The sequence below is a fragment of the Streptomyces sp. NPDC004721 genome (assembly GCF_053601495.1).
Map to the genome: position 1 here is coordinate 54,995 of NZ_JBSGBZ010000038.1, position 23,010 is coordinate 78,004.

23 protein-coding genes and 1 pseudogene are annotated in these 23,010 nt (G+C 72.6%); 9 read left to right on the plus strand and 15 right to left on the minus strand.

From position 1 onward, the window contains the following. Positions 1-70: 70 nt before the first annotated feature. Positions 71-1,645, plus strand: coding sequence for an apolipoprotein N-acyltransferase (lnt, locus tag ACWEK3_RS29050; RefSeq protein ID WP_450544361.1), 1,575 nt, complete (start codon positions 71-73; stop codon positions 1,643-1,645). Here the strand turns inward: lnt and ACWEK3_RS29055 are convergent. Both ACWEK3_RS29055 and ACWEK3_RS29060 read right to left on the minus strand, forming a co-directional pair. Further along, a complete protein-coding gene (locus ACWEK3_RS29055; protein WP_450544363.1) occupies positions 1,563-2,474 on the minus strand; it encodes a Gfo/Idh/MocA family protein in 912 nt (303 codons plus the stop codon). The genes lnt and ACWEK3_RS29055 overlap by 83 nt on opposite strands. Before the next feature lie 10 nt (positions 2,475-2,484). After that, positions 2,485-3,669, minus strand: a complete 1,185-nt coding sequence (locus tag ACWEK3_RS29060) for an FAD-dependent monooxygenase (RefSeq protein ID WP_450544365.1) — start codon at positions 3,667-3,669, stop codon at positions 2,485-2,487. A gap of 108 nt (positions 3,670-3,777) precedes the next feature. Here ACWEK3_RS29060 and ACWEK3_RS29065 point away from each other — a divergent pair, with 108 nt between their 5' ends. The 3 genes from ACWEK3_RS29065 (at position 3,778) to ACWEK3_RS29075 (ending at position 5,545) form a co-directional block, all read left to right on the plus strand. After that, on the plus strand, positions 3,778-4,386 hold the full coding sequence (locus ACWEK3_RS29065) for a TetR/AcrR family transcriptional regulator (RefSeq protein WP_376549735.1): 609 nt from the start codon (positions 3,778-3,780) through the stop codon (positions 4,384-4,386). 28 nt (positions 4,387-4,414) lie between these two features. Then, entirely contained in the window at positions 4,415-4,930 is a 516-nt protein-coding gene (locus ACWEK3_RS29070) for a DinB family protein (protein WP_376549733.1), read from the plus strand. Between the two features lie 132 nt (positions 4,931-5,062). Next, entirely contained in the window at positions 5,063-5,545 is a 483-nt protein-coding gene (locus ACWEK3_RS29075) for a hypothetical protein (RefSeq protein WP_453250963.1), read from the plus strand. Between the two features lie 334 nt (positions 5,546-5,879). Here ACWEK3_RS29075 and ACWEK3_RS29080 read toward each other — a convergent pair whose 3' ends face one another. The 7 genes from ACWEK3_RS29080 to ACWEK3_RS29110 form a co-directional block, all read right to left on the minus strand. Beyond that, positions 5,880-6,398 (minus strand): hypothetical protein, encoded by a 519-nt coding sequence (locus ACWEK3_RS29080; protein ID WP_450544369.1) that lies wholly within the window; start codon positions 6,396-6,398, stop codon positions 5,880-5,882. A gap of 81 nt (positions 6,399-6,479) precedes the next feature. Next, complete coding sequence (locus ACWEK3_RS29085; RefSeq protein ID WP_390727845.1) at positions 6,480-7,163, minus strand: uracil-DNA glycosylase; 684 nt, start codon at positions 7,161-7,163, stop codon at positions 6,480-6,482. Positions 7,164-7,254: 91 nt separating this feature from the next. Continuing rightward, on the minus strand, positions 7,255-8,832 hold the full coding sequence (locus ACWEK3_RS29090; RefSeq protein ID WP_450544371.1) for an ABC transporter substrate-binding protein: 1,578 nt from the start codon (positions 8,830-8,832) through the stop codon (positions 7,255-7,257). 237 nt (positions 8,833-9,069) lie between these two features. Next, complete coding sequence (locus ACWEK3_RS29095) at positions 9,070-9,822, minus strand: SDR family oxidoreductase (protein ID WP_450544373.1); 753 nt, start codon at positions 9,820-9,822, stop codon at positions 9,070-9,072. 11 nt (positions 9,823-9,833) lie between these two features. After that, entirely contained in the window at positions 9,834-10,595 is a 762-nt protein-coding gene (fabG, locus tag ACWEK3_RS29100) for a 3-oxoacyl-ACP reductase FabG (RefSeq protein ID WP_361414833.1), read from the minus strand. 125 nt (positions 10,596-10,720) lie between these two features. Continuing rightward, positions 10,721-11,170 (minus strand): DUF3037 domain-containing protein, encoded by a 450-nt coding sequence (locus ACWEK3_RS29105; protein ID WP_361414835.1) that lies wholly within the window; start codon positions 11,168-11,170, stop codon positions 10,721-10,723. Further along, on the minus strand, positions 11,167-11,931 hold the full coding sequence (locus tag ACWEK3_RS29110) for a HipA family kinase (RefSeq protein ID WP_450544375.1): 765 nt from the start codon (positions 11,929-11,931) through the stop codon (positions 11,167-11,169). Before ACWEK3_RS29110 ends, ACWEK3_RS29105 begins: the two co-directional genes overlap by 4 nt. Positions 11,932-12,113: 182 nt before the next feature. Here ACWEK3_RS29110 and ACWEK3_RS29115 point away from each other — a divergent pair, with 182 nt between their 5' ends. Both ACWEK3_RS29115 and ACWEK3_RS29120 read left to right on the plus strand, forming a co-directional pair. Continuing rightward, on the plus strand, positions 12,114-12,599 hold the full coding sequence (locus tag ACWEK3_RS29115; RefSeq protein ID WP_450544377.1) for a Rieske (2Fe-2S) protein: 486 nt from the start codon (positions 12,114-12,116) through the stop codon (positions 12,597-12,599). Positions 12,600-12,684: 85 nt separating this feature from the next. Next, the gene (locus ACWEK3_RS29120) at positions 12,685-13,152 is read left to right on the plus strand and encodes a pyridoxamine 5'-phosphate oxidase family protein (protein WP_453250964.1); all 468 of its coding nucleotides are present in this window, start codon (positions 12,685-12,687) and stop codon (positions 13,150-13,152) included. Positions 13,153-13,168: 16 nt separating this feature from the next. On the opposite strand, the gene ACWEK3_RS29125 is transcribed toward ACWEK3_RS29120, so the two are convergent. Further along, a complete protein-coding gene (locus ACWEK3_RS29125; protein WP_384089706.1) occupies positions 13,169-14,071 on the minus strand; it encodes a LysR family transcriptional regulator in 903 nt (300 codons plus the stop codon). A gap of 74 nt (positions 14,072-14,145) precedes the next feature. On the opposite strand from ACWEK3_RS29125, the gene ACWEK3_RS29130 reads away from it, so the two are divergent. Beyond that, positions 14,146-15,186 (plus strand): DMT family transporter, encoded by a 1,041-nt coding sequence (locus ACWEK3_RS29130; RefSeq protein ID WP_450544383.1) that lies wholly within the window; start codon positions 14,146-14,148, stop codon positions 15,184-15,186. 200 nt (positions 15,187-15,386) lie between these two features. On the opposite strand, the gene ACWEK3_RS29135 is transcribed toward ACWEK3_RS29130, so the two are convergent. Next, positions 15,387-16,718 carry an aminotransferase class I/II-fold pyridoxal phosphate-dependent enzyme gene (locus tag ACWEK3_RS29135; protein WP_453250965.1) on the minus strand — a complete coding sequence of 444 codons (1,332 nt, stop codon included), beginning with the start codon at positions 16,716-16,718 and terminating at the stop codon, positions 15,387-15,389. 35 nt (positions 16,719-16,753) lie between these two features. On the opposite strand from ACWEK3_RS29135, the gene ACWEK3_RS29140 reads away from it, so the two are divergent. Next, complete coding sequence (locus ACWEK3_RS29140; protein WP_453250966.1) at positions 16,754-17,437, plus strand: pyridoxamine 5'-phosphate oxidase family protein; 684 nt, start codon at positions 16,754-16,756, stop codon at positions 17,435-17,437. A gap of 700 nt (positions 17,438-18,137) precedes the next feature. Here the strand turns inward: ACWEK3_RS29140 and ACWEK3_RS29145 are convergent. From ACWEK3_RS29145 to ACWEK3_RS29160, 4 genes are all read right to left on the minus strand, one after another. After that, entirely contained in the window at positions 18,138-19,106 is a 969-nt protein-coding gene (locus ACWEK3_RS29145; RefSeq protein WP_453250967.1) for a DMT family transporter, read from the minus strand. 181 nt (positions 19,107-19,287) lie between these two features. Further along, positions 19,288-20,292, minus strand: a complete 1,005-nt coding sequence (locus ACWEK3_RS29150) for an EamA family transporter (protein ID WP_450544390.1) — start codon at positions 20,290-20,292, stop codon at positions 19,288-19,290. A gap of 144 nt (positions 20,293-20,436) precedes the next feature. After that, entirely contained in the window at positions 20,437-21,000 is a 564-nt protein-coding gene (locus ACWEK3_RS29155; RefSeq protein WP_453250968.1) for a Clp protease N-terminal domain-containing protein, read from the minus strand. A gap of 219 nt (positions 21,001-21,219) precedes the next feature. Then, positions 21,220-21,846 carry a PadR family transcriptional regulator gene (locus tag ACWEK3_RS29160; RefSeq protein WP_361414856.1) on the minus strand — a complete coding sequence of 209 codons (627 nt, stop codon included), beginning with the start codon at positions 21,844-21,846 and terminating at the stop codon, positions 21,220-21,222. Positions 21,847-22,007: 161 nt separating this feature from the next. Here ACWEK3_RS29160 and ACWEK3_RS29165 point away from each other — a divergent pair. Then, positions 22,008-22,811, plus strand: a pseudogene (locus tag ACWEK3_RS29165) (PhzF family phenazine biosynthesis protein); the annotation flags it as partial. Between the last annotated feature and the right edge of the window lie 199 nt (positions 22,812-23,010).

Below are 23,010 nucleotides of genomic sequence, written 5' to 3' on the forward strand. Positions count from 1 at the left end.
AGGCCCTCTGGGCGGGATCTTCCGGGGCGCGCACACTGGAGCCATCCGTGGGGGGGTAGGAGGGCACCGTATGAAGACGTTCGGCCGGTGGCTCACCTCCCCGTGGCGGCGTTCGGTGTTCGCCGCGCTCGCGGGCGCCCTGTTCGTGTTCGCGTTTCCCGCCCCGTCGCTGTGGTGGTTCGCCTACGTCGCCCTGGTCCCGTGGATCCTGCTGGTCCGCTCTGCCCCGACCGGGAAGCGGGCGGCGTACGACGGCTGGTTCGGCGGGCTGGGGTTCATGCTGGCCGTCTTCCACTGGCTGCTGCCGAACCTGCACGTGTTCACCGTCGTGCTCGCCGCGCTCATGGGCCTGCTGTGGGCGCCCTGGGGCTGGCTGGTACGGCGGTTCCTGGCGGGGACGCCCTCACCGGGGCGGGCCGCGGCCGCGCTGGTCGTGCTGCCGTCGGCGTGGCTGGTGGTCGAGCTCGTCCGGTCCTGGCAGGGGCTGGGCGGGCCGTGGGGCATGCTGGGCTCCAGCCAGTGGCAGGTCGCCCCGGCGCTGCGGCTGGCCTCCGTGGGCGGGGTGTGGCTGCTGAGCTTCCTGGTGGTGGCCGTCAATGTCGCCGTCGCGCTGCTCGTCGCGGTCCGCACGTCCCGGGTACCGGCGGTGGCCGGGCTGGTGGCCACGGCCGCGGCGACCTCGGCGGTGTGGATGTGGGCGCCGCGGCCCGACGTCGACGGCCACGTCCGGATCGCCGTCGTGCAGCCGGGTGTCGTGGCCGGCATCGAGAGCGGGCAGCGGCGGTTCGACCTGGAGGAGCAGCTGACCCAGCGGCTGGTGGGGCAGCACCCCGACCTGATCGTCTGGGGCGAGAGCAGCGTCGGCTTCGACCTGAGTCACCGGCCGGACCTGGCGCGGCGGATCGCGGCGCTGTCCCGCGCGACCGGCGCCGACGTGCTGGTCAACGTGGACGCCCGGCGCTCCGACCAGCCCGGCATATACAAGAGCTCGGTCCTCGTCGGTCCGGACGGCCCGACCCGCGAGCGCTACGACAAGATGCGACTCGTCCCGTTCGGCGAGTACATCCCGGCCCGCTCGGTGCTCGGCTGGGCGACCTCCGTCGGCCGGGCCGCGGGTGAGGACCGCAGGCGGGGCACCGAGCAGGTGGTGATGAACGTCGGCCACGGCCTGCGCGTCGGCCCGATGATCTGCTTCGAGACGGCGTTCCCCGACATGAGCCGGCATCTCGCGCAGGACGGCGCGCAGGTGCTGCTCGCGCAGTCCTCGACGTCGACCTTCCAGCAGAGCTGGGCCCCCGAGCAGCATGCCTCGCTGGCCGCGCTGCGTGCCGCCGAGACCGGGCGGCCGATGGTGCACGCCACGCTGACGGGTGTGTCCGCCGTGTACGGCCCGCGCGGGCAGCGCGTCGGCTCCTGGCTGGGCACGGACACGAGCACCGCGCGCGTGTACGACGTGCCGACCGCGCACGGCGCCACCCTGTACGTCCGCTTCGGCGACTGGCCGGCACACGGTGCGCTGCTGGTGCTGGCCGTGCTGGGTGCGACGGAGGGGCTGCGGGCGCTCAGGCGGCGCCGGAGCGCTCCAGAACCGTCCGTACCACCCGTTCGCACAGTTCGTGGGTCTCCAGCGCGTCACGGGCGCTGAGCACCTTCCCGGCGCGTACGGCGTCGAGGAAGGACAGCACGGCCTGTTCGATTCCGCGCTGCCGGGCGACGGGCACCCAGTCGCCGCGCCGGCGCACGGTCGGCTGGCCCTTGTGGTCGACGGTCTCGGCGAGGTTGACCACCTGCCGCTTGGTGTCCTGCCCGGAGACCTCGAGGACCTCCTCCGTCGAACCGCTGAGCCGGTTCATCACGCCGAGCGCGGTGAATCCGTCCCCGGCGAGTTGCAGCACGACATGGTGCAGCAGGCCGTCACGCACACGCGCGCGTACGGTGACGTCGTCGACCTCGCCCGGCACCAGGAACCGCAGGGTGTCCACGACGTGGATGAAGTCGTCGAGAATCATCGTGCGCGGGTCCTCGGGCAGTCCGATGCGGTTCTTCTGCATCAGGATCAGCTCGCGGGGGTGGTCGGCGCACTGCACGTAGCCGGGTGCGTGGCGCCGGTTGAAGCCGACCATGAGCGAGACGTTCCGCTCCTCGGCGAGTCCGACCAGGCGCGCGGAGTCGGCGAGTTCGTAGGCGAGCGGCTTGTCGACGTACGTCGGCACGCCCGCTTCCAGGAGCCGGGTGACGATCTGCGGGTGGACGGCGGTGGGGGCGTGCACGAAGGCGGCGTCGAGGCCCTGGGAGAGCAGGGAGTCCAGGTCGGTGTGGCGCCGCTCCGCGGGCAGGTGCAGGCTGTCCGCGACCCGCTGGAGCGTTTCGGGCGTCCGGGTCTGCAGGTGCAGGTCGACTCCGGGTTGGGTGCCGAGCACCGGCAGGTACGCCTTCTGCGCGATGTCGCCGAGTCCGATGCAGCCGACCTTCACGTAAGCTCCTTCACCGCTCTGCCGTGCCTGACTGCACGGCAGCATACGGGGGCTGCGGGGGACGCCAGTCGGCGATGCCGTCGAATCCGCGCAGGAGCAGGTTCGGGCTGATCCTGGACAGCGCGGCGATCGCGTTGTCGCGCAGGGCGATCCCGGCGCGATTGCGCATCATGTCGAGCCGCGCGGTCCGGACGGCCTGGCGGGCGATCGCGGTCGTGCGGGGCAGCCGGGCCGCGGTGTGGGCGGCGAGGTCGTCCGCGTGGTGGGCGAGGACGACGGCGTCCTCGATGGCCTGGTTGCCGCCCTGCCCGAGGGTCGGCGGCATGGCGTGGGCGGCGTCGCCGATGAGCACGGTCCGGCCGCGGTGGTGGGCGGGCAGCGGCTGCGCGATGTGGTGGACGTCGTGGCGCAGCACGTCCTCGGGGCGGGCGGCGGCGATGACGGCGGGGATCGGGTCGTGCCAGTGGCCGAAGCGGCGCAGGAGTTCGGCCTTCTCGTCGTCGGCCGCACGCTGTCCGGGAGGCGTGACCGCGGCGGCGTACGCGTAGACCCTGCCGTCCTTGAGCGGATGCGTGCCCCACAGGCATCCTCTGCCCCAGGTCTCGTGGGACGCGAACTCGGCACCGGGCACGGGGATCACGACCCGCCAGGTGGTGAATCCGGCGTAGACGGCCCCGGGATGGGCCGGGAACAGCGTGCGGCGCACGGCGGAGTGGACACCGTCGGCGGCCACCACCAGGTCGGCCTCCAGTTCACCGTCGGGGGTGCTCACGCGGGCCGGGCGCTGGTCGTCCCCCGGGTCGGCGAGGCGCGCGTCGGCGGCCGTGCGGACGGTGCCGGGCGGGAGGAGGGCGGCCAGGCTGTCGATCAGGGTGGCGCGGTGCAGCAGGACGAGGGGACCGCCGAACCGCTCGGCCGCCACGGCGGCGTCCGTCCTGGTGATCCAGCGGCCGGACGGGCTGCGCAGTCCGCCCTCGCCCTGCCAGGCGGCGAGATCGCGGATCCGGTCGCCGATGCCGAGGACGTCCAGGGCGCGCAGGGCGTTCGGGGAGAGCGAGATGGCGGCGCCGACGGGCTCCAGGGAGCGGGCTCGTTCCAGCACGGTGACCTGCCGGCCGCCGAGGTGCAGGGCCGCGGCCGCGGTGAGTCCTGCGATGCCGCCGCCGATGACGACGGCGCGTGGCTGCTGGGGCATGGCTCCTCCTGCACAGTGAGACTACATCTGTAGTGGACCGGCGGCTCGACGATACTACGGATGTAGTGCGCTGCACTACGGGTGTAGTCGCCGGGTAGGTTGATCTCCATGTCCGCACGTCCCGAGAGCGCTCAGCGCGCCGATCTCGTCGCCGACACCGCGCTCGCCCTGCTCGCCGAGCGCGGGATGCGTGGTCTGACGCACCGGGCGGTCGACGAGAGGGCCGGGTTGCCGCAGGGCTCGACGTCGAACCTCGCCCGCACCCGGCAGGCCCTGCTGGAACTGGCGGTGCGGCGGCTGGCCGAGCGGGAGGCACGGGTGCTGGCGCTGCACGAGATGCCGGATCCGCGAACCGGGGGTCTCGACTCGCTGGTGGAGGGACTGGCGCTGGCCACCCACCGAGCGCTGACCCGCAACCGGGCCCTGACCCTCGCCCGCTACGAACTGGCCCTGGAGGCCACCCGCCGCCCGGAACTGCGCTCCTACTTCGACGCGGCGGGTGCCCGCTTCCGTGACCAACTCGGCGCGCTGGTCACGGCGATGGGCTCGACCGCCCCGGAGCGGCACGTGCTGTCGCTGGTCGCCTGGGCGGACGGGCTCATGTACTCCTGCGTGGCGGGATCCTTCCATGCCCGGGTGCCGGAACTGGAGGAGTTGCGGGCGGGATTGCGGGAGCTGCTGGAGGGGATGTTCGGCGCCGGAAAACCCTTGGTGTGACGGGCCGGGTGTGGGCCAGGATCGGGGCATGACGACCGAGCGACGACAAGAGCCCGCCCAGAACGCCTCCGAACGCGACATGCTGGAAGGCTGGTTGGAGTACCACCGGCAGACGCTGGCGCAGAAGTGCGAGGGCCTGACCGACGAGCAGTTGCGGATCGCGTCCGCGGAGCCGTCCGAGCTGACCCTGATGGGTCTGGTGCGGCACATGGCCGAGGTGGAGAGGCACTGGTTCCGCAATGTGCTCGTGATGGACGACCCCGGACCGATCTACTACGACGAGCAGGACCCGGACGGCGACTTCCACGTCACCGAGGCGGACACCTGGGCGGAGGCGTACGCCACCTGGCAGTCCGAGATCGAGACCGCCCGCCGCAACGCCGCGGGTCTCGGCCTGGACGAACTGTCGCAGCGCAAGAGCAGGCGCACCGACGAACCGTTCAGCCTGCGGTGGATCTACACCCACATGATCGAGGAATACGCCCGGCACAACGGGCACGCCGACCTGCTCCGCGAGCGGATCGACGGAACGACCGGAGACTGAAGCCGGCCCGCGGCACCCGTGTCACCGCGGGCGCGGTGGCACACCCCTTACGGGGCCCAGGATCACCCGTCCGTGGCATCCTCCGCCCGACCGCGGTTCCGATCATGGCCCGGACCCAGCAGAGTTGCGCGGGTGCATCGTAAGACGACCACCGCAACGCTCCTGGTCTCCGTGGCCGTCTCGGCCCTCTCCGGCTGTGTCACGGTCGAGCGGCCGCCGGCGTCGGGCCCGGCGGCGGCCACCACCCCGCTCTCGGTCCCGCGCCCGGACGGCAGCGCCGGGCACCCGGCCGTGCAGGCCCCCGCCCGCGAGGCCCTCGAGCACGTCGGGAACCCGAACCACTCCGCCTCACCCGCCGGACCGGCCCAGGCGCCGTCCGCGGGAGCCCCGCCCGGCGAGCGGCAGCCCCCGGCACCGGCGCACTCCCCCAGCCGGGCACCGGCGCACGCGGCTCCCCGGCACCCACGGCCCGAGTCCCCGCCGCGCGCCCAGCTCCCCGGCACCAAGCACGCCCTGCCACCGAACGCGGACGTCTGCGCCCTCGGCAGGCACTACGGCGGCTGGAAACCGGACAGCCCGGAGAGCAGGATCTGCCGCCAGACGTACAACCGCTGAGACACGACGGGCCTGCGCCATGGGCACGGCGCGGAGCCCGCACGGGCGCAGCCTCCGGCGTCCGCGTGCTCGGCGCGGTACGACGTCGAACTGCCGGCAGCCCGGAAGCAACGCCGCCGGCCCGGCAGCAACCACGCACTGGCGGAGGTGCGCCCGGTGAGGCGCCCGCCCCCGTCGATCCCCGACGAGTGCGGCCTCGCGGCACCACGCCCGGGGTCACCGGCACGGCACCGCGCGGGCAGTGAGCCGTTGACCTCGCGGCGGGCACAGAGCGTCCGGGCGGTTGTTGTTCCCCACGCCCGCCTCCCCGGCCCCGGCGGCCCTGTGGCCCGTCCTACGACCGCTGCCGCGGTGGGCCCCCCGACTCCGGGCCTGGGCCACTCTCCCCCAGCCGCAGCGCGAGGCGCTGGATGGCCGAGCGGACGCCGTCGCCGTAGTGGTCGGGGCCGAGGGCGTCCGCCGCGGTGCGGGCGTGGTGGAGGTGGTCCCGGGCGGCCGCGCGGTGGTCGAGTTTCGCGTAGTCGGCGGCCAGGTTGAGATGCAGGGACGGGTACAGGGCGCGGACCGCGGGCGCGCCCTCGCGCCCGGCGAGCCGGTCCCCCGTGAGCTCCTGGGCCGCAGAGAGCGCCCTGAGATCCCAGGCCAGCTCGTCCGCGGGGTCGTCCTGGGTGTCGGCCATGTAGTGGGCCAGCGTGCAGCGGTGCAGCGGATCGCCGTCCTCGCCGATCTCCGCCCACAGGGCCAGGAAGCGCCCCCGGGCCTCCTCGCGGTCCCCGGCGTGATGCAGCAGGACACCCTGTCCGATCCGCGTCAGCACGGCGTCCGACGACGCCTGCTCCTGTCGCTCCACCACCGCACGCCCTCCAGGACCGTCCCGACCGACGCCTACGACGCTAACCGTGACAACCGCCGATCGGGCGCCCCCGCGCCCACGTCACCCCAGGTTCGGGATCGCCCAGTCGATCGGCTCGTGCCCCTGCCGTGCCACCGCCTCGTTGATCTGGGTGAACGGACGGGAGCCGAAGAACTTCTTCGCCGACAGCGGCGACGGGTGCGCACCCTTGATCACCACGTGCCGGGTCTCGTCGATCAGCGGGAGCTTCTTCTGCGCGTAGTTGCCCCACAGGACGAAGACCGCGGGGTCGGGCCGGCCGGCCACCGAGCGGATCACCGCGTCGGTGAACCGCTCCCAGCCGCGTCCCTTGTGGGAGTTGGCCTCGCCACCGCGCACCGTGAGCACCGCGTTCAGCAGGAGCACGCCCTGCCGGGCCCACGGCATCAGGTAGCCGTTGTCCGGCACCGGCGTGCCCAGCTCCTCGTGCATCTCCTTGTAGATGTTGCGCAGCGACGGCGGGACCTTCACTCCGGGGCGCACCGAGAAGCACAGGCCGTGGCCCTGGCCCTCGCCGTGGTAGGGGTCCTGACCGAGGATCAGGACTTTCACCTTGTCGTACGGCGTGGCGTCCAGCGCGGCGAAGACCTCCTCGCGCGGCGGATGGACGGGGCCCTTCGCCCGCTCCTCCTCGACGAACTCGGTCAGCTCCTTGAAGTAGGGCTGCTGCAGTTCGTCACCCAGAACCCCGCGCCAGGACTCGGGCAGCATGGCGATGTCGGTCACGTCAACGTCCTCACGATGTGTGGTCACTTCCAGGTCTCAGAACCTACAGGCGACCGCTGACAACGGGCCCACGCCCGGAAGAACGCCCCGCCTACCAGCTGGTCTTCCGGGACAGCTCCCACATCATCATGATCGTCGACGGGTCGAGCGCCCGCTCACCGCCGGAGATGTCGTCGTTGGCGCCCACGTACACCTTGCCCTGCCACAGTGGCAGCAGCCGCGCGTCGTCCACCAGGATCTGCTGCGCCCGCTGGAACTGCGTGATCACGTTCGCGCGGTCGGCCTCGCGGCGCGACTCGGGCAGCAGCTTCGTGGTGATCTGCTTCTCCGGGTAGGGCGTGCCGAGCGCGTTCTGCTCGCCCACGAACGGGGCGATGAAGTTGTCGGCGTCGGGGAAGTCCGGGAACCAGCCGCGTCCGAAGACCGGGTACTCGCCCTTCTGGTAGCCGACGACGTACGTCTTCCAGGGCCGGCTCTTCAGGGTGATCGTGAACAGGCCGGAGCCGTCGAGCTGCCGCTTGAGCTCCTCGAACTCCTTGGCCGTCTCCGAGCCGTAGCGGTCGGTCGTGTACCAGAAGGTGAGCGGGACCTTCTCGGTGATGCCCGCGTCGGTGAGGATCTTGCGGGCCTTGGCGACGCTGGGGTCGCCGAAGTCGTCGAAGAATCCGGTGGTGTGGCCGGTGAGGCCCTTGGGGACCATGGAGTACAAGGGGTCGACCGTGTCCTTGTAGACGTTGTGCGCGATGGCGGCGCGGTCGACGACCTGGGCGATGGCCTGGCGCACGGCCAGCTTGGCGGACCAGGGGTCCTTCGGGTTGAACACCAGGTAGCTGATGTCGGTGCCGGCGCCCTCGACGAGCTGGAGGTCCTTGGTGTCCCTGCGCTGGAGGGAGATGATGTCGTCGGCGCCCAGACCTCGGTAGGTCACGTCGATCTGCTTGTCCCGCAGCGCCTTGACCATGGCGGCCGAGTCCTGGAAGTAGCGTATGGTCACCGCGTCGTTTCTTCGATCGGCGAACCCCTTGTAGTGGTCGTTCCCGACCAGTTCCGCCTTCTTCCCCTCCTCGTACGTCTTCAGGGAGTACGGTCCGGACCCGTCGACCTTGTTGTCCTTGCGCAGTGAGCGCTCGGGGTAGTCCTCGGGGTCCACGATCGACATGGCCGGCGTGGCGAGCACGAACGGGAAGGTGGCGTCGGGCTTGTTCAGCTTGAAGACCACGACCCGGTCACCGTCCACCTGCACCTGGTCCAGGCTGCCGAGCAGCCCCGCCGGGCCGCCGGCCACGTTGATGGTCCTGATCCGGTCGATCGAGTACTTGACGGCACGCGCGTCCAGCACGTGCCCGTCGGCGAACTTCATGTCCGGGCGCAGCTCGCAGCGGTAGGTCTGGTAGCTGTTGTCGGTGAACTTGCAGCTCTCCGCGGCGTCCGGCTGGGGCGTGGTCGCGCCGTTCGGGTAGGCCAGCAGGGTCTGATAGATGTTCCGGAAGAGTTCCCAGGAACCGTCCCAGGAAGCGGCCGGGTCCAGGGTGCTGGGGGCGCTCGTGGTCCCGACGAGAATCGGTCCCTTGCCATTCGAGTCGCCATTGGAAAAGACGCCGCAGCCGGCCACCAGGGATAGGGCCGCGGTCGCGACTGCCGGCCGCAGGCATCGGTTCCGGTTGAACACGCGCACGCTCCTCGATCTGCCATACCAAGGGGTCGGCAGACCATACCGCAGAGCCCCGCCCGTTGAACCTGCTTCGGAAGGGGCTCTTGATCAGTTCGGAACATGACGACGTTGTCATCCCGCCGTGCGCGCGGGGACCTTCGGCACGGGCGCCGATTCCGCCAACTGAACGTCGACGAAGCCGTATGTCGACGAAGGGATGAAGAGACGGTATCGGCGCCCGGGTCCGTCGGCGGGTCAGCCCACCCCGGCGTTGAGGAAGATGCCGCCGTCGACGACGAGCGTCTGTCCCGTGACCCAGTCGGACTGCGCGGAGGTGAGGAACGCCGCCGCGCCGCCGATGTCGGAGGGCACGCCGAGCCGGCCCAGCGGATAGGAGGCGGCCGCCTCCTCCTCCCGGCCCTCGTACAGCGCCTTGGCGAACTTGGTCTTCACCACGGCCGGCGCGATCGCGTTGACCCGCACCTTCGGCGCGAACTCGTGCGCCAGTTGCTGGGTCAGGTTGATCATCGCCGCCTTGCTGACGCCGTAGGCGCCGACGAACGGCGAGGCCGACAGGCCAGCGACCGAGGCGATGTTCACGATCGCGCCGCCGTGGTCCTTCTGCCAGGCGTGCCAGGTGCGCTGGGCGAAGCCGAGCGCGGAGACGACGTTGGTCTCGAAGACCTTGCGCGCCACGTTCAGGTCGAGGTCGGCGATCGGTCCGAACACCGGGTTGGTGCCGGCGTTGTTGATCAGGAAGTCCACGCGGCCGAACGCCTCCATGACGCGCTCGACGGCCTCGGCCCGGTGGGCCTCGTCGTGGGCCTTGCCCGCGACCGCGACGACCCGGTCGGAGCCGAGCTTCTCCACGGCCTCCTTCAGGGCCTCCTCGTTGCGGCCGGTGATGCACACCCGGTCGCCCCGGGCGACCAGCGCCTCGGCGATGCCGTATCCGATGCCGCGGCTCGCGCCGGTGACGAGGGCTACCTTGCCGGAAAGTTCAGTCATGTCCGTGATCCCTAGTCGAGCGGCCCGCCGGCGACGTACAGCACCTGGCCGGAGACGAAGCCGGCCGCGTCACCGGTGAAGAAGGCGATGGCGTTGGCGATGTCCTCCGGTTCGCCGACGCGCTGCACCGGGATCTGGGTGGCGGCCACGGCCTTGAAGTCCTCGAAGCCCATGCCGACGCGTTCCGCGGTGGCCTTGGTCATCTCGGTGGCGATGAAGCCCGGGGCGACGGAGTTGGCGGTGATGCCGAACTTGCCGAGTTCCTTGGCGAGGGTCTTGGTGAAGCCCTGCAGACCGGCCTTGGCGGCCGAGTAGTTGGCCTGGCCGCGGTTGCCGAGCGCCGAGGACGAGGAGAGGTTGACGATCCGGCCGAAGCCGGCGTCCACCATGTGCTTCTGGCAGGCACGGCTCATCAGGAAGGAGCCGCGCAGGTGGACGTTCATGACGGTGTCCCAGTCCGAGACGCTCATCTTGAACAGCAGGTTGTCGCGAAGCACGCCCGCGTTGTTGACCAGGATGGTGGGCGCGCCGAGTTCCTCGACCACACGCGCGATTGCCGCCTCGACCTGTGCCTCGTCCGAGACGTCGGCGCCGACCGCGATGGCCTTGCCGCCGGCCGCGGTGATCTTCTCCACGGTGTCCTTGCAGGCGGACTCGTCGAGGTCGATCACGGCGACCGCGCGCCCCTCGGCGGCCAGTCGTACGGCGGTGGCGGCGCCGATGCCGCGCGCGGCACCGGTGACGACGGCGACCCGCTGCTCAGTGGTGGACATTGCTGCTTCTCCTCGCCCTTGAGAGAACCTGATCTACGGTGAGCGACCGCTTAGTACCTTTGGTGGATGCGACGCTAGAAGCCGTGGCACCCGGTGTCAACGGCGCACCGGGTGCATGTGATCCATTACCTCACCAGGAGGTCCAGCAACCGCTCCGGCTCCGCGGCCGGGTCGGTGGTCAGTCCGGTGTGCACCGGACCGGGCTGGACGACGGTGGAGCGGGGCGCGACCAGCCAGCGGAAGCGCCGCCCGGCGTCGTCGCCCGCGGCCTGCCCGGCCCCCGCTCCCCCGGCGCACACGCTCTCTATCGCGGCGAGCGCGGCGCGGACGCCCGCGACGTCCGCGTCCGGGTCCAGGGCGAGCAGCCGGGACTCGTCCAGGTGGGTGCGGGCGCCGACGTAGGCCCGGGCGCGGCTGTAGACGAGTACGCCCGCGTTGATGCACTCGCCGCGCTCGACGCGCGGGACGACGCGCAGCAGGGCGTACTCGAAGACGTCGCGGTCGTCCGTCCGGCCGGCCCGGACGATGTGGCGGTCGCCCGCTCGGCCGCCTCCGGCGAGGTGACGCTCGCTCACTGGGCCTCCTCGATGCCGTGGATGCGCTCGTGGATCACGGCGGCCCGTGCGAGCAGCGGTCGTGCGTAGGCCCGTCGCAGCTCGTCGGGCGTGTCGAAGCCGGGCTCGCCGGTCAGCCATGCGTCCGGGATCTCGGCGGTCACCTCGGCGAGCAGGTCCTCGGTGACCAGGGGCGCCAGCCGTCGCGCGGCGGCGGCGACGTCCGGGCCGAAGGGTGCGAGGGCGTGGTCCGAGGCGTCGTACGGCCGGCCGGCCGAGCCCTGCGCGCCGGGCCAGTTGTGGTGCCAGATCATCGTGGCGCCGTGGTCGATGAGCCACAGCTCGCCGCGCCATCTGAGCAGGTTGGGGTTGCGCCAGGAACGGTCGACGTTGTTCACCAGGGCGTCGAACCAGACGATCCGGCCCGCCTCTTCAGCGTCCACCGGGAAGGCGAGCGGGTCGAAACCGAGCGCTCCGGAGAGGAAGTCCATGCCGAGGTTGGTGCCGCCGCTGGACCTGAGCAGTTCCTGCACCTGCTCGTCGGGTTCGCCGAGTCCCAGCACCGGATCGAGGTCGACCGTGACCAGCCCGGGCACCCGCAGTCCCAGCCGGCGGGCGAGTTCCCCGCAGACCACCTCGGCGACGAGCGTCTTGCGGCCCTGCCCGGCACCGGTGAACTTCAGGACGTACGTCCCGAAGTCGTCGGCCTCGACGAGCCCCGGCAGCGAGCCGCCCTCGCGCAGCGGAGTGATGTAGCGGGTCGCGATGACTTCCTTGAGCACCGCCCCACTTTACCGGTGCGCTGCCGGGCGTCCCGCCGCCGTCCGATTCGCCCGCCGGCCGGGATCCGGACCCGATCTGAACACCGGCTGCCCGCCGCCCGTACCCCTGGACGGGCCAGGAGGCTCTGCCTGGAACCCGCGCGGAACCAGCGTGAAACCCGCATCGAAAGGGGAACGTCGGCATGACCAGCGAATCGCTTCACCCCCAGGGGGCACCGGCCCGCCGCACGGTGGTGGCGGCGGTGGGCGCGGCGGGGCTCGCCGCCGCGCTGACCGCGTGCGGATCGGAGGACAAGTCCGGCTCCGGTGCGTCCACCACCCAGAACGGGTCCCAGACGACCGGCGGTTCGGGCGGTGACGGCGCCGCGGCGGGCTCCGGCGGCACCGTGCTCGCGAAGACCTCCGACATCCCCGAGGGCGGCGGCAAGGTCTTCGGCACTCAGGGCGTGGTCGTCACGCAGCCGGCGAAGGGCGAGTTCAGGGCCTTCTCCTCCACCTGCACCCACCAGGGCTGCGCGGTGAACCGGATTGCCGACGGCGTGATCGTCTGCCCGTGCCACCAGAGCGAGTTCTCCGCCGCCGACGGCAGCGTCAAGAAGGGCCCGGCCCTGAAGCCGCTGCCCGCCAAGGACATCTCGGTCGCGGACGGGGAGATCAGGCTCGCCTGACACCCGCGGAGGCTGGGGCGGGTTGCGGCGGGGGGCCGTAGGAGGGTGCCCCCCGCGCGTGGGAGAAGAGAAGAGAGAGGGCCGCATGACCGTCACCCAGCGCCGGGGCCGGAAGATCATGATGACGCCGGGCGAGCTGGACGAGTTCCTGACCTCCCAGCGCACCTGCCGGGTCGCCACCGTGTCGCCCGGCGGCGCTCCGCATGTGAGCGCCCTGTGGTTCGCCTGGGACGGCACCTCGCTGTGGCTCTACTCCGTGGTGCGCAGCAGGCGCTGGGCCGATCTGCGCCGCGATCCGCGGGTGGCCGTGGTTGTCGACACCGGCGAGGAGTACGAACAACTGCGGGGCGCGGAGCTGTCCGGCACGGCGGAGGTCGTGGGCGAGGCACCGCGCACCGGGGAGCTGTGCGCCGAACTCGACCTGCCCGAGACGCTGTTCGCCCGCAAGAACTTCGGTCTGGAGGAGATGCCGCACGACGGCCGGCACGCGTGGTTGCGGCTGACCCCGGAGAAGATCGTCTCCTGGGACTTCCGCAAGCTGGGCTCGGTATAGGCCCGTCGGCGGCGTCTCAGACGATCCGCGCGCCCACGGTCCGCAGGGCGTCGACGGCCGCGCGGATGGAGGGCCGGCGGTCGGCGTCGGCGCGCCAGACGGCGTAGACGTGCCGCCGGACCACCTGCCGCACCGGGACGGTCCGCACCCCGGCGGGCAGCGGCCCGCGCCCGAGCCGGGGAGCCACGCACACGCCGAGGCCGGCGGCGACCAGGGCGAGCTGGGTGGCGTGCTCCTCGGCGCGGTGCGCGATACGCGGTTCGACGCCCTTGGAGCGCAGGGTGTCCAGCAGCCACTCGTCGCAGAACTCGGCCTCGCCCCAGGCGACCCAGTCGTCGTCCGCGAAGTCCTCCAGGTCGACCTCGGTGCGGTCGGCGCAGGGGTGCGCGGCGGGCAGTGCCACGTCGGCGGGGTCGTCGAGGATCGCGGCCCGGCTGAGCCCGTCCGGCACGGGCAGCGGCTTGTTGTACCAGTCGAGGACGACGGACAGGTCCACGTCGCCGCGCAGCACGGCGCGCACGGCCGCGGCCGGCTCCATCTCCGTGGTGTGGACCCGCAGGCTCGGGTGCCGGTCGCGCAGATGGGACAGGGCGGCCGGGAACAGCCCGCGCGCGGCGGTGGGGAACGCGCCGAGCCGCAGCTCGCCGACCACCTGTCCGCGCTGCGCCTCCAGATCGGCCTGGGCGAGCTCGACCTGGGACAGGATGCGCGTCGCGTGCTCGGCGAGCAGCCGTCCGGCGTCCGTGAGCCGCACTCCCCGCCCGTTCTTGGCCAGGAGCTGCTGGCCCACCTCCCGTTCCAGCTTGGCCATCTGCTGGGAGACGGCCGACGTCGTCACGTGCATCCCCTCCGCGGCGCCGCTGACCGAGCCGTGCCGAGCGAGGGCGTCCAGCGTGCGCAGGCGCTCCAGATTCAACATGTAAGCGATGCTACGAGATATCGCACGTGAATTCTCGATTGTGCTACGAGGTCGTGAGCGTGCATCGTACGACCATGAGCAGCACCGCGCCCGCCTCCCCGCAGTCCCCGTCCGGCCCGGCCCGACCGGCCCGCCGTCCCGTGCACTGGCGGATCCGTTTCGCCTTCCTTTCGCTGGTCTGGGGCTTCAGCTTCCTGTTCATGAAGGTGGGCACGGACGGCTTCGCCCCGTTCCAGGTGACGCTCGGGCGGCTGGTGTTCGGCACGGCGGTGCTCGCGGTGGCGATGGCGGTGAAGCGGGAGCGGCTGCCGCGCGGTGCGCGGACCTGGGGGCATCTGGCGGTCGCGGCGTTCTTCCTCAACGCGCTGCCGTTCTCGCTCTTCGCGTACTCGGAGCTGACGATCCCCTCCACCCTCGCGGGGATCTGCAACGCGACCTCGCCGCTGTGGGGCATGGCCCTGTCCCTCGTCGCCCTCTCCGAGGACCGCCCGACCCGGCTCCGGGTGGCGGGCCTCGGGCTGGGCTTCCTCGGCGTGCTGACGGTGCTCGGTGCCTGGCAGGGCTTCCACGGACTGGACGCCGGCGGCACGGCGATGGCGCTGCTGGCCTCGCTGAGCTACCCGGTCGGCTGGATCTACGTACGGCGCACCCTGGCGGGTTCCACCGAGTCCCACCTGTCGCTGACCGGCGGTCAGTTGCTGCTGGCCACGGTGCAACTGGCCGTCGTCACACCGCTGTTCACCAACGCTCCGGACCATCTGCCCGTCATGCCGCTGCTCGCGATCGCCGCCCTCGGCGCACTGGGCACCGGCTTCGCGATGCTCGTCCAGTACGGCCTGGTCGCGGAGGTCGGGCCGACCACGGCCCAGATGGTCACGTACTTCGTCCCGGTGATCGCCACCGCCGCCGGTGTCGCCGTGCTGGGCGAGACCCTCACTTGGTCGACCCCGGTCGGCGCGGTGATCGTCCTGGCGGGCGCGGCGCTGACCCAGGCCCGCCCGAAGAGCCGCGGCACGTCCGCCGGGCCCGGCGCGCCCCGGCCGGACCAGGCGCCGGCCTCCGCTCCGAAGACGCCCGAGCCGCCCTCCCGCCCGGAGCCGGCCACAACGGCGTAGGACCGCGAGGACCGGACCGGACGCCTCGGGTCGGCCCTAGTGCTGCGACCGGAAAGGTCCACCGGCTCGCGGCGCCCGGCACGGCACTCCCCCAGCCTTCGGCCGGGCCTTGCGATGCTCCCCCACAGCCTGAAAGGCGTGGGAGGTACCCCCAGCACCGGACGCCGCGAGCTTCCCGGCAAACCTTTCCGGCCACAGCACTAGACGTAACTCCGCGCGGGCCCCGGACGCAGGGCCGTCGCCACCGCGTCCGCGAGCCGCTCGGTCTCCTCGTCCCGCAGGGTGGAGACGGTGATCCGGATGCCGGGCGGGGCGGCGAGCCGGTAGCGGGCGCCGGGGGCGACGGCCCAGCCGGCGTGCAGAAGGCTCGCGACGACGCCGGTCTCGTCCGGCACGGGCACCCATACGTTCATCCCGCTGCGCCCGTGAGCCGCGATACCGCGATCGGCCAGCGCGCCGGTCAGCAGGTCGCGCCGCCGCCGGTAGGACGCGGCCACCGCGCTCGAATCGAGGGCTCCGTCCGACCACAGCCGCACCACGGCGCGCTGGAGGAGGCGGCTCACCCATCCGGGCCCGAGGCGCTGCCGGCCGTGCACCCGGTCGACCGTGGTCTCGTCCCCGGTGAGCACGGCGAGCCGCAGGTCGGGGCCGTACGCCTTGGCGACCGAGCGCAGAAAGGCCCAGTGCCGGGTGGCGCCGGCGAGCGGGTGCGGGGGCAGGTCCACGATGCCGTGGCCGTGGTCGTCCTCGATCAGCAGCGTCTCCGGATGTTCCCGGAGGACGGCCCGCACGGCACGCGCGCGCGTGGCGCCGACCGCGGCGCCGGTCGGGTTCTGCGCGCGGGCCGTGACGATCAGCGCGCGGGCGCCGTCCGCGAGGGCGCGGCGCACGTCGTCGGCCCGCGGGCCCTCGTCGTCCACCCCCACCGGCGCCGTGCGCAGTCCGAGAGCGGGGACGAGGTCCAGGGTGCGGCCCCACCCGGGGTCCTCGACGGCGACGGTGTCGCCGGGCCTGAGATGGGCGGCGAGGACGCGCTCCACCCCGTCGAGGGAACCGGAGAGGACGGCGAGCGGACCGTCCGGCACCCCGTCGGCGTCGAGCGCGGCTCGAGCGATCCGGGCCAGCTCCGGCTCCACGGCCACGTCCCCGTAGAGCACCGGCTCACGGTCGGCCAGCGCGGCGGCCGCCGCGAACGCGGGTGCCAGCGGCGGCAGCAGCGCCGGATCCGGGTTGCCGCTCGACATGTCGCGCACACCCTCGGGCACGTCCACGCGGACAAGGTCCCGCCCGGTCGTGGCGGGCGTGGGCCGCACCCGGCTGCCGCGGCGCCCGGCGGTCTCGATGACCCCACGCTCGCGCAGGGTCCGGTACGCGGCCGCCACGGTATTGGGGTTCACCCGGAGTTGGGCCGCCAACTCCCGCATGGGTGGCAACGGTTGGCCCGGCTCCAGACCCCCCGAGCCCACCGCGCGCTCGATGCTCGCCGCGATCTCGGCTGCGCGCCGCCCCTCGATCCGATACTCTCCTAGCACAAAGCAGATTATGCACTAATGCAATGGAGGACGCAATGCAGGAGACCCAGCCGCCGACGTCGCCGCCCGCCGCCTACGCCCCGACCGACCGCACCGTTCCCACCCGCTCCGCCGACCGGGCGTCGTACGACGGGGAACTGGTGCACGCGATACTCGACGAGGGCTACGTCTGCCACCTCGGCTTCGTCCGTGAGGGCGCGCCCGTGGTGCTGCCAACGCTGTACGCCCGGGTCGGCGAGCGGCTCTACGTGCACGGCTCGACGGGCTCGCGCCCGCTGCGGATGGCCGGCAGGACCGACCCCGGGCTGCCGGTCTGCCTGACGGTCACCCATGTCGACGGCCTGGTCCTGGCCCGCTCCGCCTTCCACCACTCGATCAACTACCGCTCGGTGGTGGTGCACGGGACCGCCCACCAGGTCACCGACCCCGAGGAGAAGCGCCTGGCGCTGGACGCGCTGGTCGACCACGTGGTGCCGGGCCGGTCGGCCGACTCCCGCCCCGCCAACACCAAGGAGCTGGCCGCGACCGCCGTGCTCCGCCTGGACCTGGACGCGGTCTCCGCCAAGCTGCGCGTCGGCGGCGTGAACGACGAGCCCGAGGACCTCTCCCTGCCGCACTGGGCCGGCGTGGTCCCGGTCCGCAGGGAGTACGGCACCCCGCTCGCCGACCCCGACCTGGCCCACGCCACCGAGCTTCCCGGCTATCTCACGTCACTGTGACGCTGACCTACCCGTGAGACGCGCCCCGCGAGGACGCCGAGGGGCAACGGTGGCTGTCCGCCCACGACTTCGACCAGCCACCCTTCATCGCCGGGCACGGCGAGGCGAGCACCTTCGAGCTCGCCTCCGGTGCGGCCCACAGGTCCAGGACCGTGTCGCGACGGCATTCGCGGACCGGGACGGTCCCCGCGACCCGGCTGCCAGGGAACCTCTGCTGTGCAGAGGCGCGAATTGAACGGGTGGGCCCGCCCGACGGTGGCCGGGCGGCCCGCTCCGGTAACGCCCGACGGACCCGCCCTGGCGACAGAGGGCGGGCCCTTCCCACACGACGACCTCGCGGGCCCACCCCGATGACAGGCGTGCGGATCCCGCCGGTAACGGCCCAGCACACCCGTCACGGCAACGACCGAGCGAACACCTCCCGGTGACGCCGGACAGGCCCCTCCCCGCGTCGGCCCGGCAAACCCGTCCCGACGACAGGCATGCGGGCCCCGCCCGGAAACGCTCGACGCAACCGCCCCGGTGACAGCAACGGCCCCCTCCCGGTGGCGCCCCGGGCGACGCGCCCTGGAGACACCGAACGGGCCCATCCCGGTGACAGCCCAGCGGGCCCTTCCCGGTCACGGCCGAACGAGCCCCTCCCGGTGACAGCCCAGCGAGCCAACCCGGTAGCGGGCCCCCGGTCCGGGCCCGTCCTGTGTCATGCGAGCGCCGGTTCCTTCGCCGTCGTTCGCGCTCCGCGCGCCTCCGTCAGGGCAAGGCCGGCGACCGAGCCGAGCATCAGTGCGGTGCCGACGAGGGTCGCCGCCGTGAGGCGTTCGCCCAGCAGGGCGATGGCCAGCACCGCCGCGCTGACCGGCTCCAGCAGCATGATCACCGAGACCGTGGCCGACCGGACGACGGCCGCGCCCGCGAAGTAGAGCGCGTAGGCCAGGGCCGTCGGGACCGAGGCGATGTACGCCAGCAGCCACAGCACCCGTACGGGGTCGTCGGTGTGCGGCACCAGCCCTTCCCGCAGCGCGAACGGCAGCAGGCACAGGCTGGTGACCGCGAACGCCCCGAGGGCCGAACCGGAGTGGTCGGCAGCGCCGTCGCGGCCCCACCATCGGGTGAGCAGCGTCATCACGCAGTAGCCGGCCGCCGAGAGCAGGGCGAGCAGCACGCCCCACGGCCGTACGGCGGCACCGCCGCTGCCCAGCACCAGCACCCCAAGACCGGCCAGCGCCCCGGCGACGGCGGTCAGGCCGGCCCGGCCGAGCCGTTCGCCCATCGCCAGGCGGGCGCCGAGCGCGATGAGGACGGGCCCGGCGCCGAGGGTGACGACGGTCGCCACAGCCAGTCCGGTGGCCGCGACCGCGGCGAAGTAGGCCGTCTGGAACACGGCGAGGCCAACACCGGTGGCACCGGCCCGCAACAGCCTGCGGCCGAGCGGCACGGGCACCGCCGGCCGCACGCGCGGGCGCAGCAGGCGCGCGGCGAGCAGCAGGCGCGCGGCGAGCAGCAGGACGAAGCCGATGGCACAGCGCCAGAAGGAGAGGGTGACCGGCCCGATGTCGCTGGTCCGGTAGACCAGCGAGGCGGCCGCGCCGGCGGTGCCCCAGGCGGCACCGGCGACGATCAGATAGAGCAGGCCACGCCCGACGGGCAGGCCAAGAGAAGCATGGGACATGAGTCGTCTCCGCAGAGGTGCAGAAGTTCGGGACGCAGGACCCCGTCGGTCGGGATCGTGCGGACTTCCTCTGCGGGCAGCACCGTTCGGCCCGGCTCATCGCCGGGCGCGCTCACCGGAGGGCCCGCCTCAGGCGGCCGGAGGCGGAAGAACGAGTGCGTCCGAATGCATGATCCGTACCCTAGGCCGCCGTTCCCCGGGCCGACAACTCCCTTTCCGCCCCGCCGCTCGCCACCGGCTCCGCCGAGCCCTTCGACGGCGTGGAGGACTGCGCGATGAACGCGCCGAGCAGGACGACCGCGCCACCGACGACCTGCGGCGCCGAGAGGCGCTCGCCGAGCAGCACCCAGGCCAGCACGGTCGCGATGACCGCCTCCAGGCATGCCACCACGCCGGCGACCTGCGGCGAGAGCCGCCGCACGGAGAGCACCCCGGTGACGTACGCCAGGACCGTGGCGACCAGTACGACCCACAGCAGCAGGGCGACGGCCGGGACCGGCGTGCCGTTCATGTCCGCGCTGTGCGCGAGCACCGACCAGTTCATGTTCCAGGGGCGTGCGACGACGGTCAGGACGGCGGCGCCGATCAGCAGTCCGTAGGCGATGACGCCGAGCGGGTTCGGGGCCGCGTCGCCCGCGTCGCCGCCCTGGTCGGACAGCACGAAGTAGCCGACCTGGCAGCAGGCCGCGCCGAGCGCGAGCAGCAGTCCGAGGACGTCGAAGCTCAGGCCGGACCACACCTCGACGACGCAGGCGAGTCCGCCCGCCGCGAGGACCACTCCGAAGGCGGCGGCCCGGGTGACCGGCCGCCGCTGCACGAACCGGACCCAGCCGAGCACCAGGGCGGGCGCCAGGTACTCGATGAGCAGGGCGACCCCGACGGGTATCCGGGAGAGCGCGGCGAAGTAGCAGGCCTGGACGCCGGCGACGGCGAGCAGGCCGAACCCGGCGAGCAGGGCGGGGCGGCTGCGCAGCAGCGCGCGGTGGCGTACGGCGAGCGGCAGCATGACCAGGGCCGCCCCGGTGGCGCGCAGCCATACCACGTGCAGCGGGTCGAGACCCGCCTCGATCAGCGGCTTGGCCGCGACACCGGAACCGCCGAAGGCGACCGCGGACAGGAGCGCGAGACCGAGCCCGACACCCTTGCCGGGGCGGCCCTGACTGATCTGAGACGTACGCACCGGCACATGATGACAGGCGATGACATGAGCGTCATCTTCGATGGCACCTGTCTCACCGCCTGGACGGGACCATCACTGGACATAACGCACAAAAGACCCGGAACACCTCGATGGCACGCCCGCCCCGGCCGACCCTCCCGTCCGTCCCCCTCAGTAGGCGGGCCCGCCGTCCGCGGCGTACTCCCCCGGACAGTCCTTGGCATCGTTGTCGAGCCGTGCGGCAAGCTCTCCCGCGTCGATCGCCGCGCGGGTGAGCACCTCGACGGCGCGCGCCTGCGGGTCCACGACGATCGCCGCAAGCAGGTCGAGGCCGCGCGCCAGGTCGTCGCCGCGCCGGGCGGCGCGCTCGCAGGCGTATTCCAGGGCGGCGAAGGCCATCGGCGAGAGGCCGTCGGCCTCCGTCACCACGGGCAGGGCGCCGGAGTCCTCGACGGTGCTCTGCCAGCGCAGGCCGTATCCGATGCTGCGCTGCACGAGGTAGCCGAGCAGCCGGGCGATCTGCGGTCCGCCGTCGAACACGGCGCGCACCTCGGGGTCGGACTCCAGAAGCGCGTGCAGCAGATGGGCGGTGTCGATCTGCCGGTCCCCGTCCCGGACGGCCCTTCTGCGGGCACCGACGACCGCCGCCGCCAACTCGGCACTGAGCCGGGCGTCGTCGTCCGGACGGAGGGCGTCCTGCCCGGAGGGCGGCTGCCGGGGAACACGGGATTGCACATCGTCCAGCTCACCAGCCTCTCCGGCTCCGGTCATCCCCGACGGGAAGCATTTCGGCGTCCCACGGGAAGTGGACCCGGGCGGACGGAATCTCCTCCTTACGGATGAGATCGGGACGCATCCGCACAGTGCCTCCCCGGGGAGCGCACAGGCGCGCGGGTCGCCTGCGGCTCCCCGGCACGGAGAGCGCGGCGGGGTTCCGGGCCCCGCTGCCGACCGTCAGTCCTCGTCGGCGAGGATCAGGTACAGCTTCTTGCGGGCCTCGTTGATGACGGCGAGCGCCTTCTCGCGCTGCTCCTTGCTGCCCGTCTTCCACACCTGACCGAACGCCTCCATCAGACCGAAGCCGGCCTGCCGGATCTCACCGAGGGCCTCCCAGTCGACTCCGCGCGAGGCTTCCTCCCAGGGCGCGTCCGGCCCCTCGTCGGCGGCGGTACGGCCCGCCTCGGTGAGCGAGAACAACTTCTTGCCGCCTTCGCTCTCACTGACGATCAGGCCCTCGTCCTCCAGCAGTTGGAGGGTGGGATAGACCGAGCCGGGGCTGGGCTTCCACGCGCCGCCGCTGCGCTCGGCGATCTCCTGGATCATCTCGTAGCCGTGCATGGGGCGGTCCTTCAGCAGGGCCAGGATCGAGGCCCGTACATCACCGCGCCGGGCCCGGCCGCGCGGTCCGCCGCGCCCTCGCCCGCCCCAGTGCCCCGGACCGAAACCCGGTCCGAAGCCGGGGCCGAAACCCGGTCCGCCCGGACCGAAGGGCCCGAAGGCCGCCCGGCGCTCCTCGAAACCGCCGCGGCCGCGCCGGGGGCCGCCCTGACGGTGCCCGTGCTCGAATCCATGGGTACGCATCGCAACCACTCCATTCCATCGTCGACCTGTCACGATGCTTCAACGATATATCGGAACAGCTCGCTTGGCCACCCTCTCCGAACTGCGGCTCCCCTGTCCCAAGGCCGCCGGCCCCGGATTGGCCTTGGTTCGTCGCTCGCCGGAACCCGTACCTTCTGGGCATGCGGATTCGAATCGTCGATGCCTTCACCGACCGCCCGTTCGCCGGCAACCCCGCGGGGGTGCTGCTGCTGGACGCCTTTCCCGAGGACGACTGGCTCCAGCAGGTGGCGCTGGAGGTCAACCACGCCGAGACGGCGTTCGCCCACCGGCTGCCGGAGGGCGGCGAGGCCGACTGGGCGCTGCGCTGGTTCACGCCCGCCACCGAGGTCGCGATGTGCGGTCACGCCACCCTCGCCACCGCCCATGTCCTGCGTACGACGGGCGCCCACGAGGGGCCCGTGCGCTTCGCCACCCGCAGCGGTGTGCTGATCGCGAGCCCGGCCGGCGACGGCGCGATCACCCTGGACTTCCCGACCGCCCCGCTCACCGCGGTGGACGTCCCCGACGGGGTCGCCCGGGCCCTGGGTGCCGAGCCCCGCACCGCGTACGACACCGGGGCCAACGTCGGTGACCTGGTCCTGGAGCTGGCCGACGAGAAGACCGTCCGCGACCTGGCCCCCGACCACAAGGCCCTCGCCGCCTACTCCGCGCGCGGCATCATCGCCACCGCCCGCGCCGAGGACCCCGCCCACGGCTACGACTTCGTCTCCCGGTGCTTCTTCCCCAACGTCGGCATCGACGAGGACCCGGTCACCGGCAGCGCCCACACGGCCCTGGCCCCCTACTGGTCCGAACGCCTCGGCCGCCCCGACCTCACCGGGCTCCAGGCCTCCGCCCGCTCCGGCCTCGTACGCACCGGCCTGCGCGGCGACCGCACCCTGCTCACCGGCCACGCCGTCACCGTCATCGAGGGCGACCTGCTCGTCCAGTGCTGTGACCGCGACAACGGCGACTGGGGTCCCCCCCGCTCGAAGAGCTTGGGGGAGCCGTGCCGGGCGTCGCGAGCCGGTGAACCTTTCCGGTCTCAGCACTAGTGCCGCGGCAGGCAACGTTTGCCCGTGAAGGAGCGGCGTCCGGTGCGTGCTCTGGGGGTACCCCCTGCTCGAAGAGCTTGGGGGAGTG

What these genes read in the sequence shown, in the direction of transcription:
- lnt (WP_450544361.1), top strand. Translation starts at nt 71, where the DNA reads ATGAAGACGTTCGGCCGGTGGCTCACCTCCCCGTGGCGGCGTTCGGTG.
- ACWEK3_RS29060 (WP_450544365.1), bottom strand. Translation starts at nt 3,669, where the DNA reads ATGCCCCAGCAGCCACGCGCCGTCGTCATCGGCGGCGGCATCGCAGGA.
- ACWEK3_RS29065 (WP_376549735.1), top strand. Translation starts at nt 3,778, where the DNA reads ATGTCCGCACGTCCCGAGAGCGCTCAGCGCGCCGATCTCGTCGCCGAC.
- ACWEK3_RS29070 (WP_376549733.1), top strand. Translation starts at nt 4,415, where the DNA reads ATGACGACCGAGCGACGACAAGAGCCCGCCCAGAACGCCTCCGAACGC.
- ACWEK3_RS29095 (WP_450544373.1), bottom strand. Translation starts at nt 9,822, where the DNA reads ATGACTGAACTTTCCGGCAAGGTAGCCCTCGTCACCGGCGCGAGCCGC.
- fabG (WP_361414833.1), bottom strand. Translation starts at nt 10,595, where the DNA reads ATGTCCACCACTGAGCAGCGGGTCGCCGTCGTCACCGGTGCCGCGCGC.
- ACWEK3_RS29115 (WP_450544377.1), top strand. Translation starts at nt 12,114, where the DNA reads ATGACCAGCGAATCGCTTCACCCCCAGGGGGCACCGGCCCGCCGCACG.
- ACWEK3_RS29120 (WP_453250964.1), top strand. Translation starts at nt 12,685, where the DNA reads ATGACCGTCACCCAGCGCCGGGGCCGGAAGATCATGATGACGCCGGGC.
- ACWEK3_RS29125 (WP_384089706.1), bottom strand. Translation starts at nt 14,071, where the DNA reads ATGTTGAATCTGGAGCGCCTGCGCACGCTGGACGCCCTCGCTCGGCAC.
- ACWEK3_RS29130 (WP_450544383.1), top strand. Translation starts at nt 14,146, where the DNA reads ATGAGCAGCACCGCGCCCGCCTCCCCGCAGTCCCCGTCCGGCCCGGCC.
- ACWEK3_RS29140 (WP_453250966.1), top strand. Translation starts at nt 16,754, where the DNA reads ATGCAGGAGACCCAGCCGCCGACGTCGCCGCCCGCCGCCTACGCCCCG.
- ACWEK3_RS29145 (WP_453250967.1), bottom strand. Translation starts at nt 19,106, where the DNA reads ATGTCCCATGCTTCTCTTGGCCTGCCCGTCGGGCGTGGCCTGCTCTAT.
- ACWEK3_RS29160 (WP_361414856.1), bottom strand. Translation starts at nt 21,846, where the DNA reads ATGCGTACCCATGGATTCGAGCACGGGCACCGTCAGGGCGGCCCCCGG.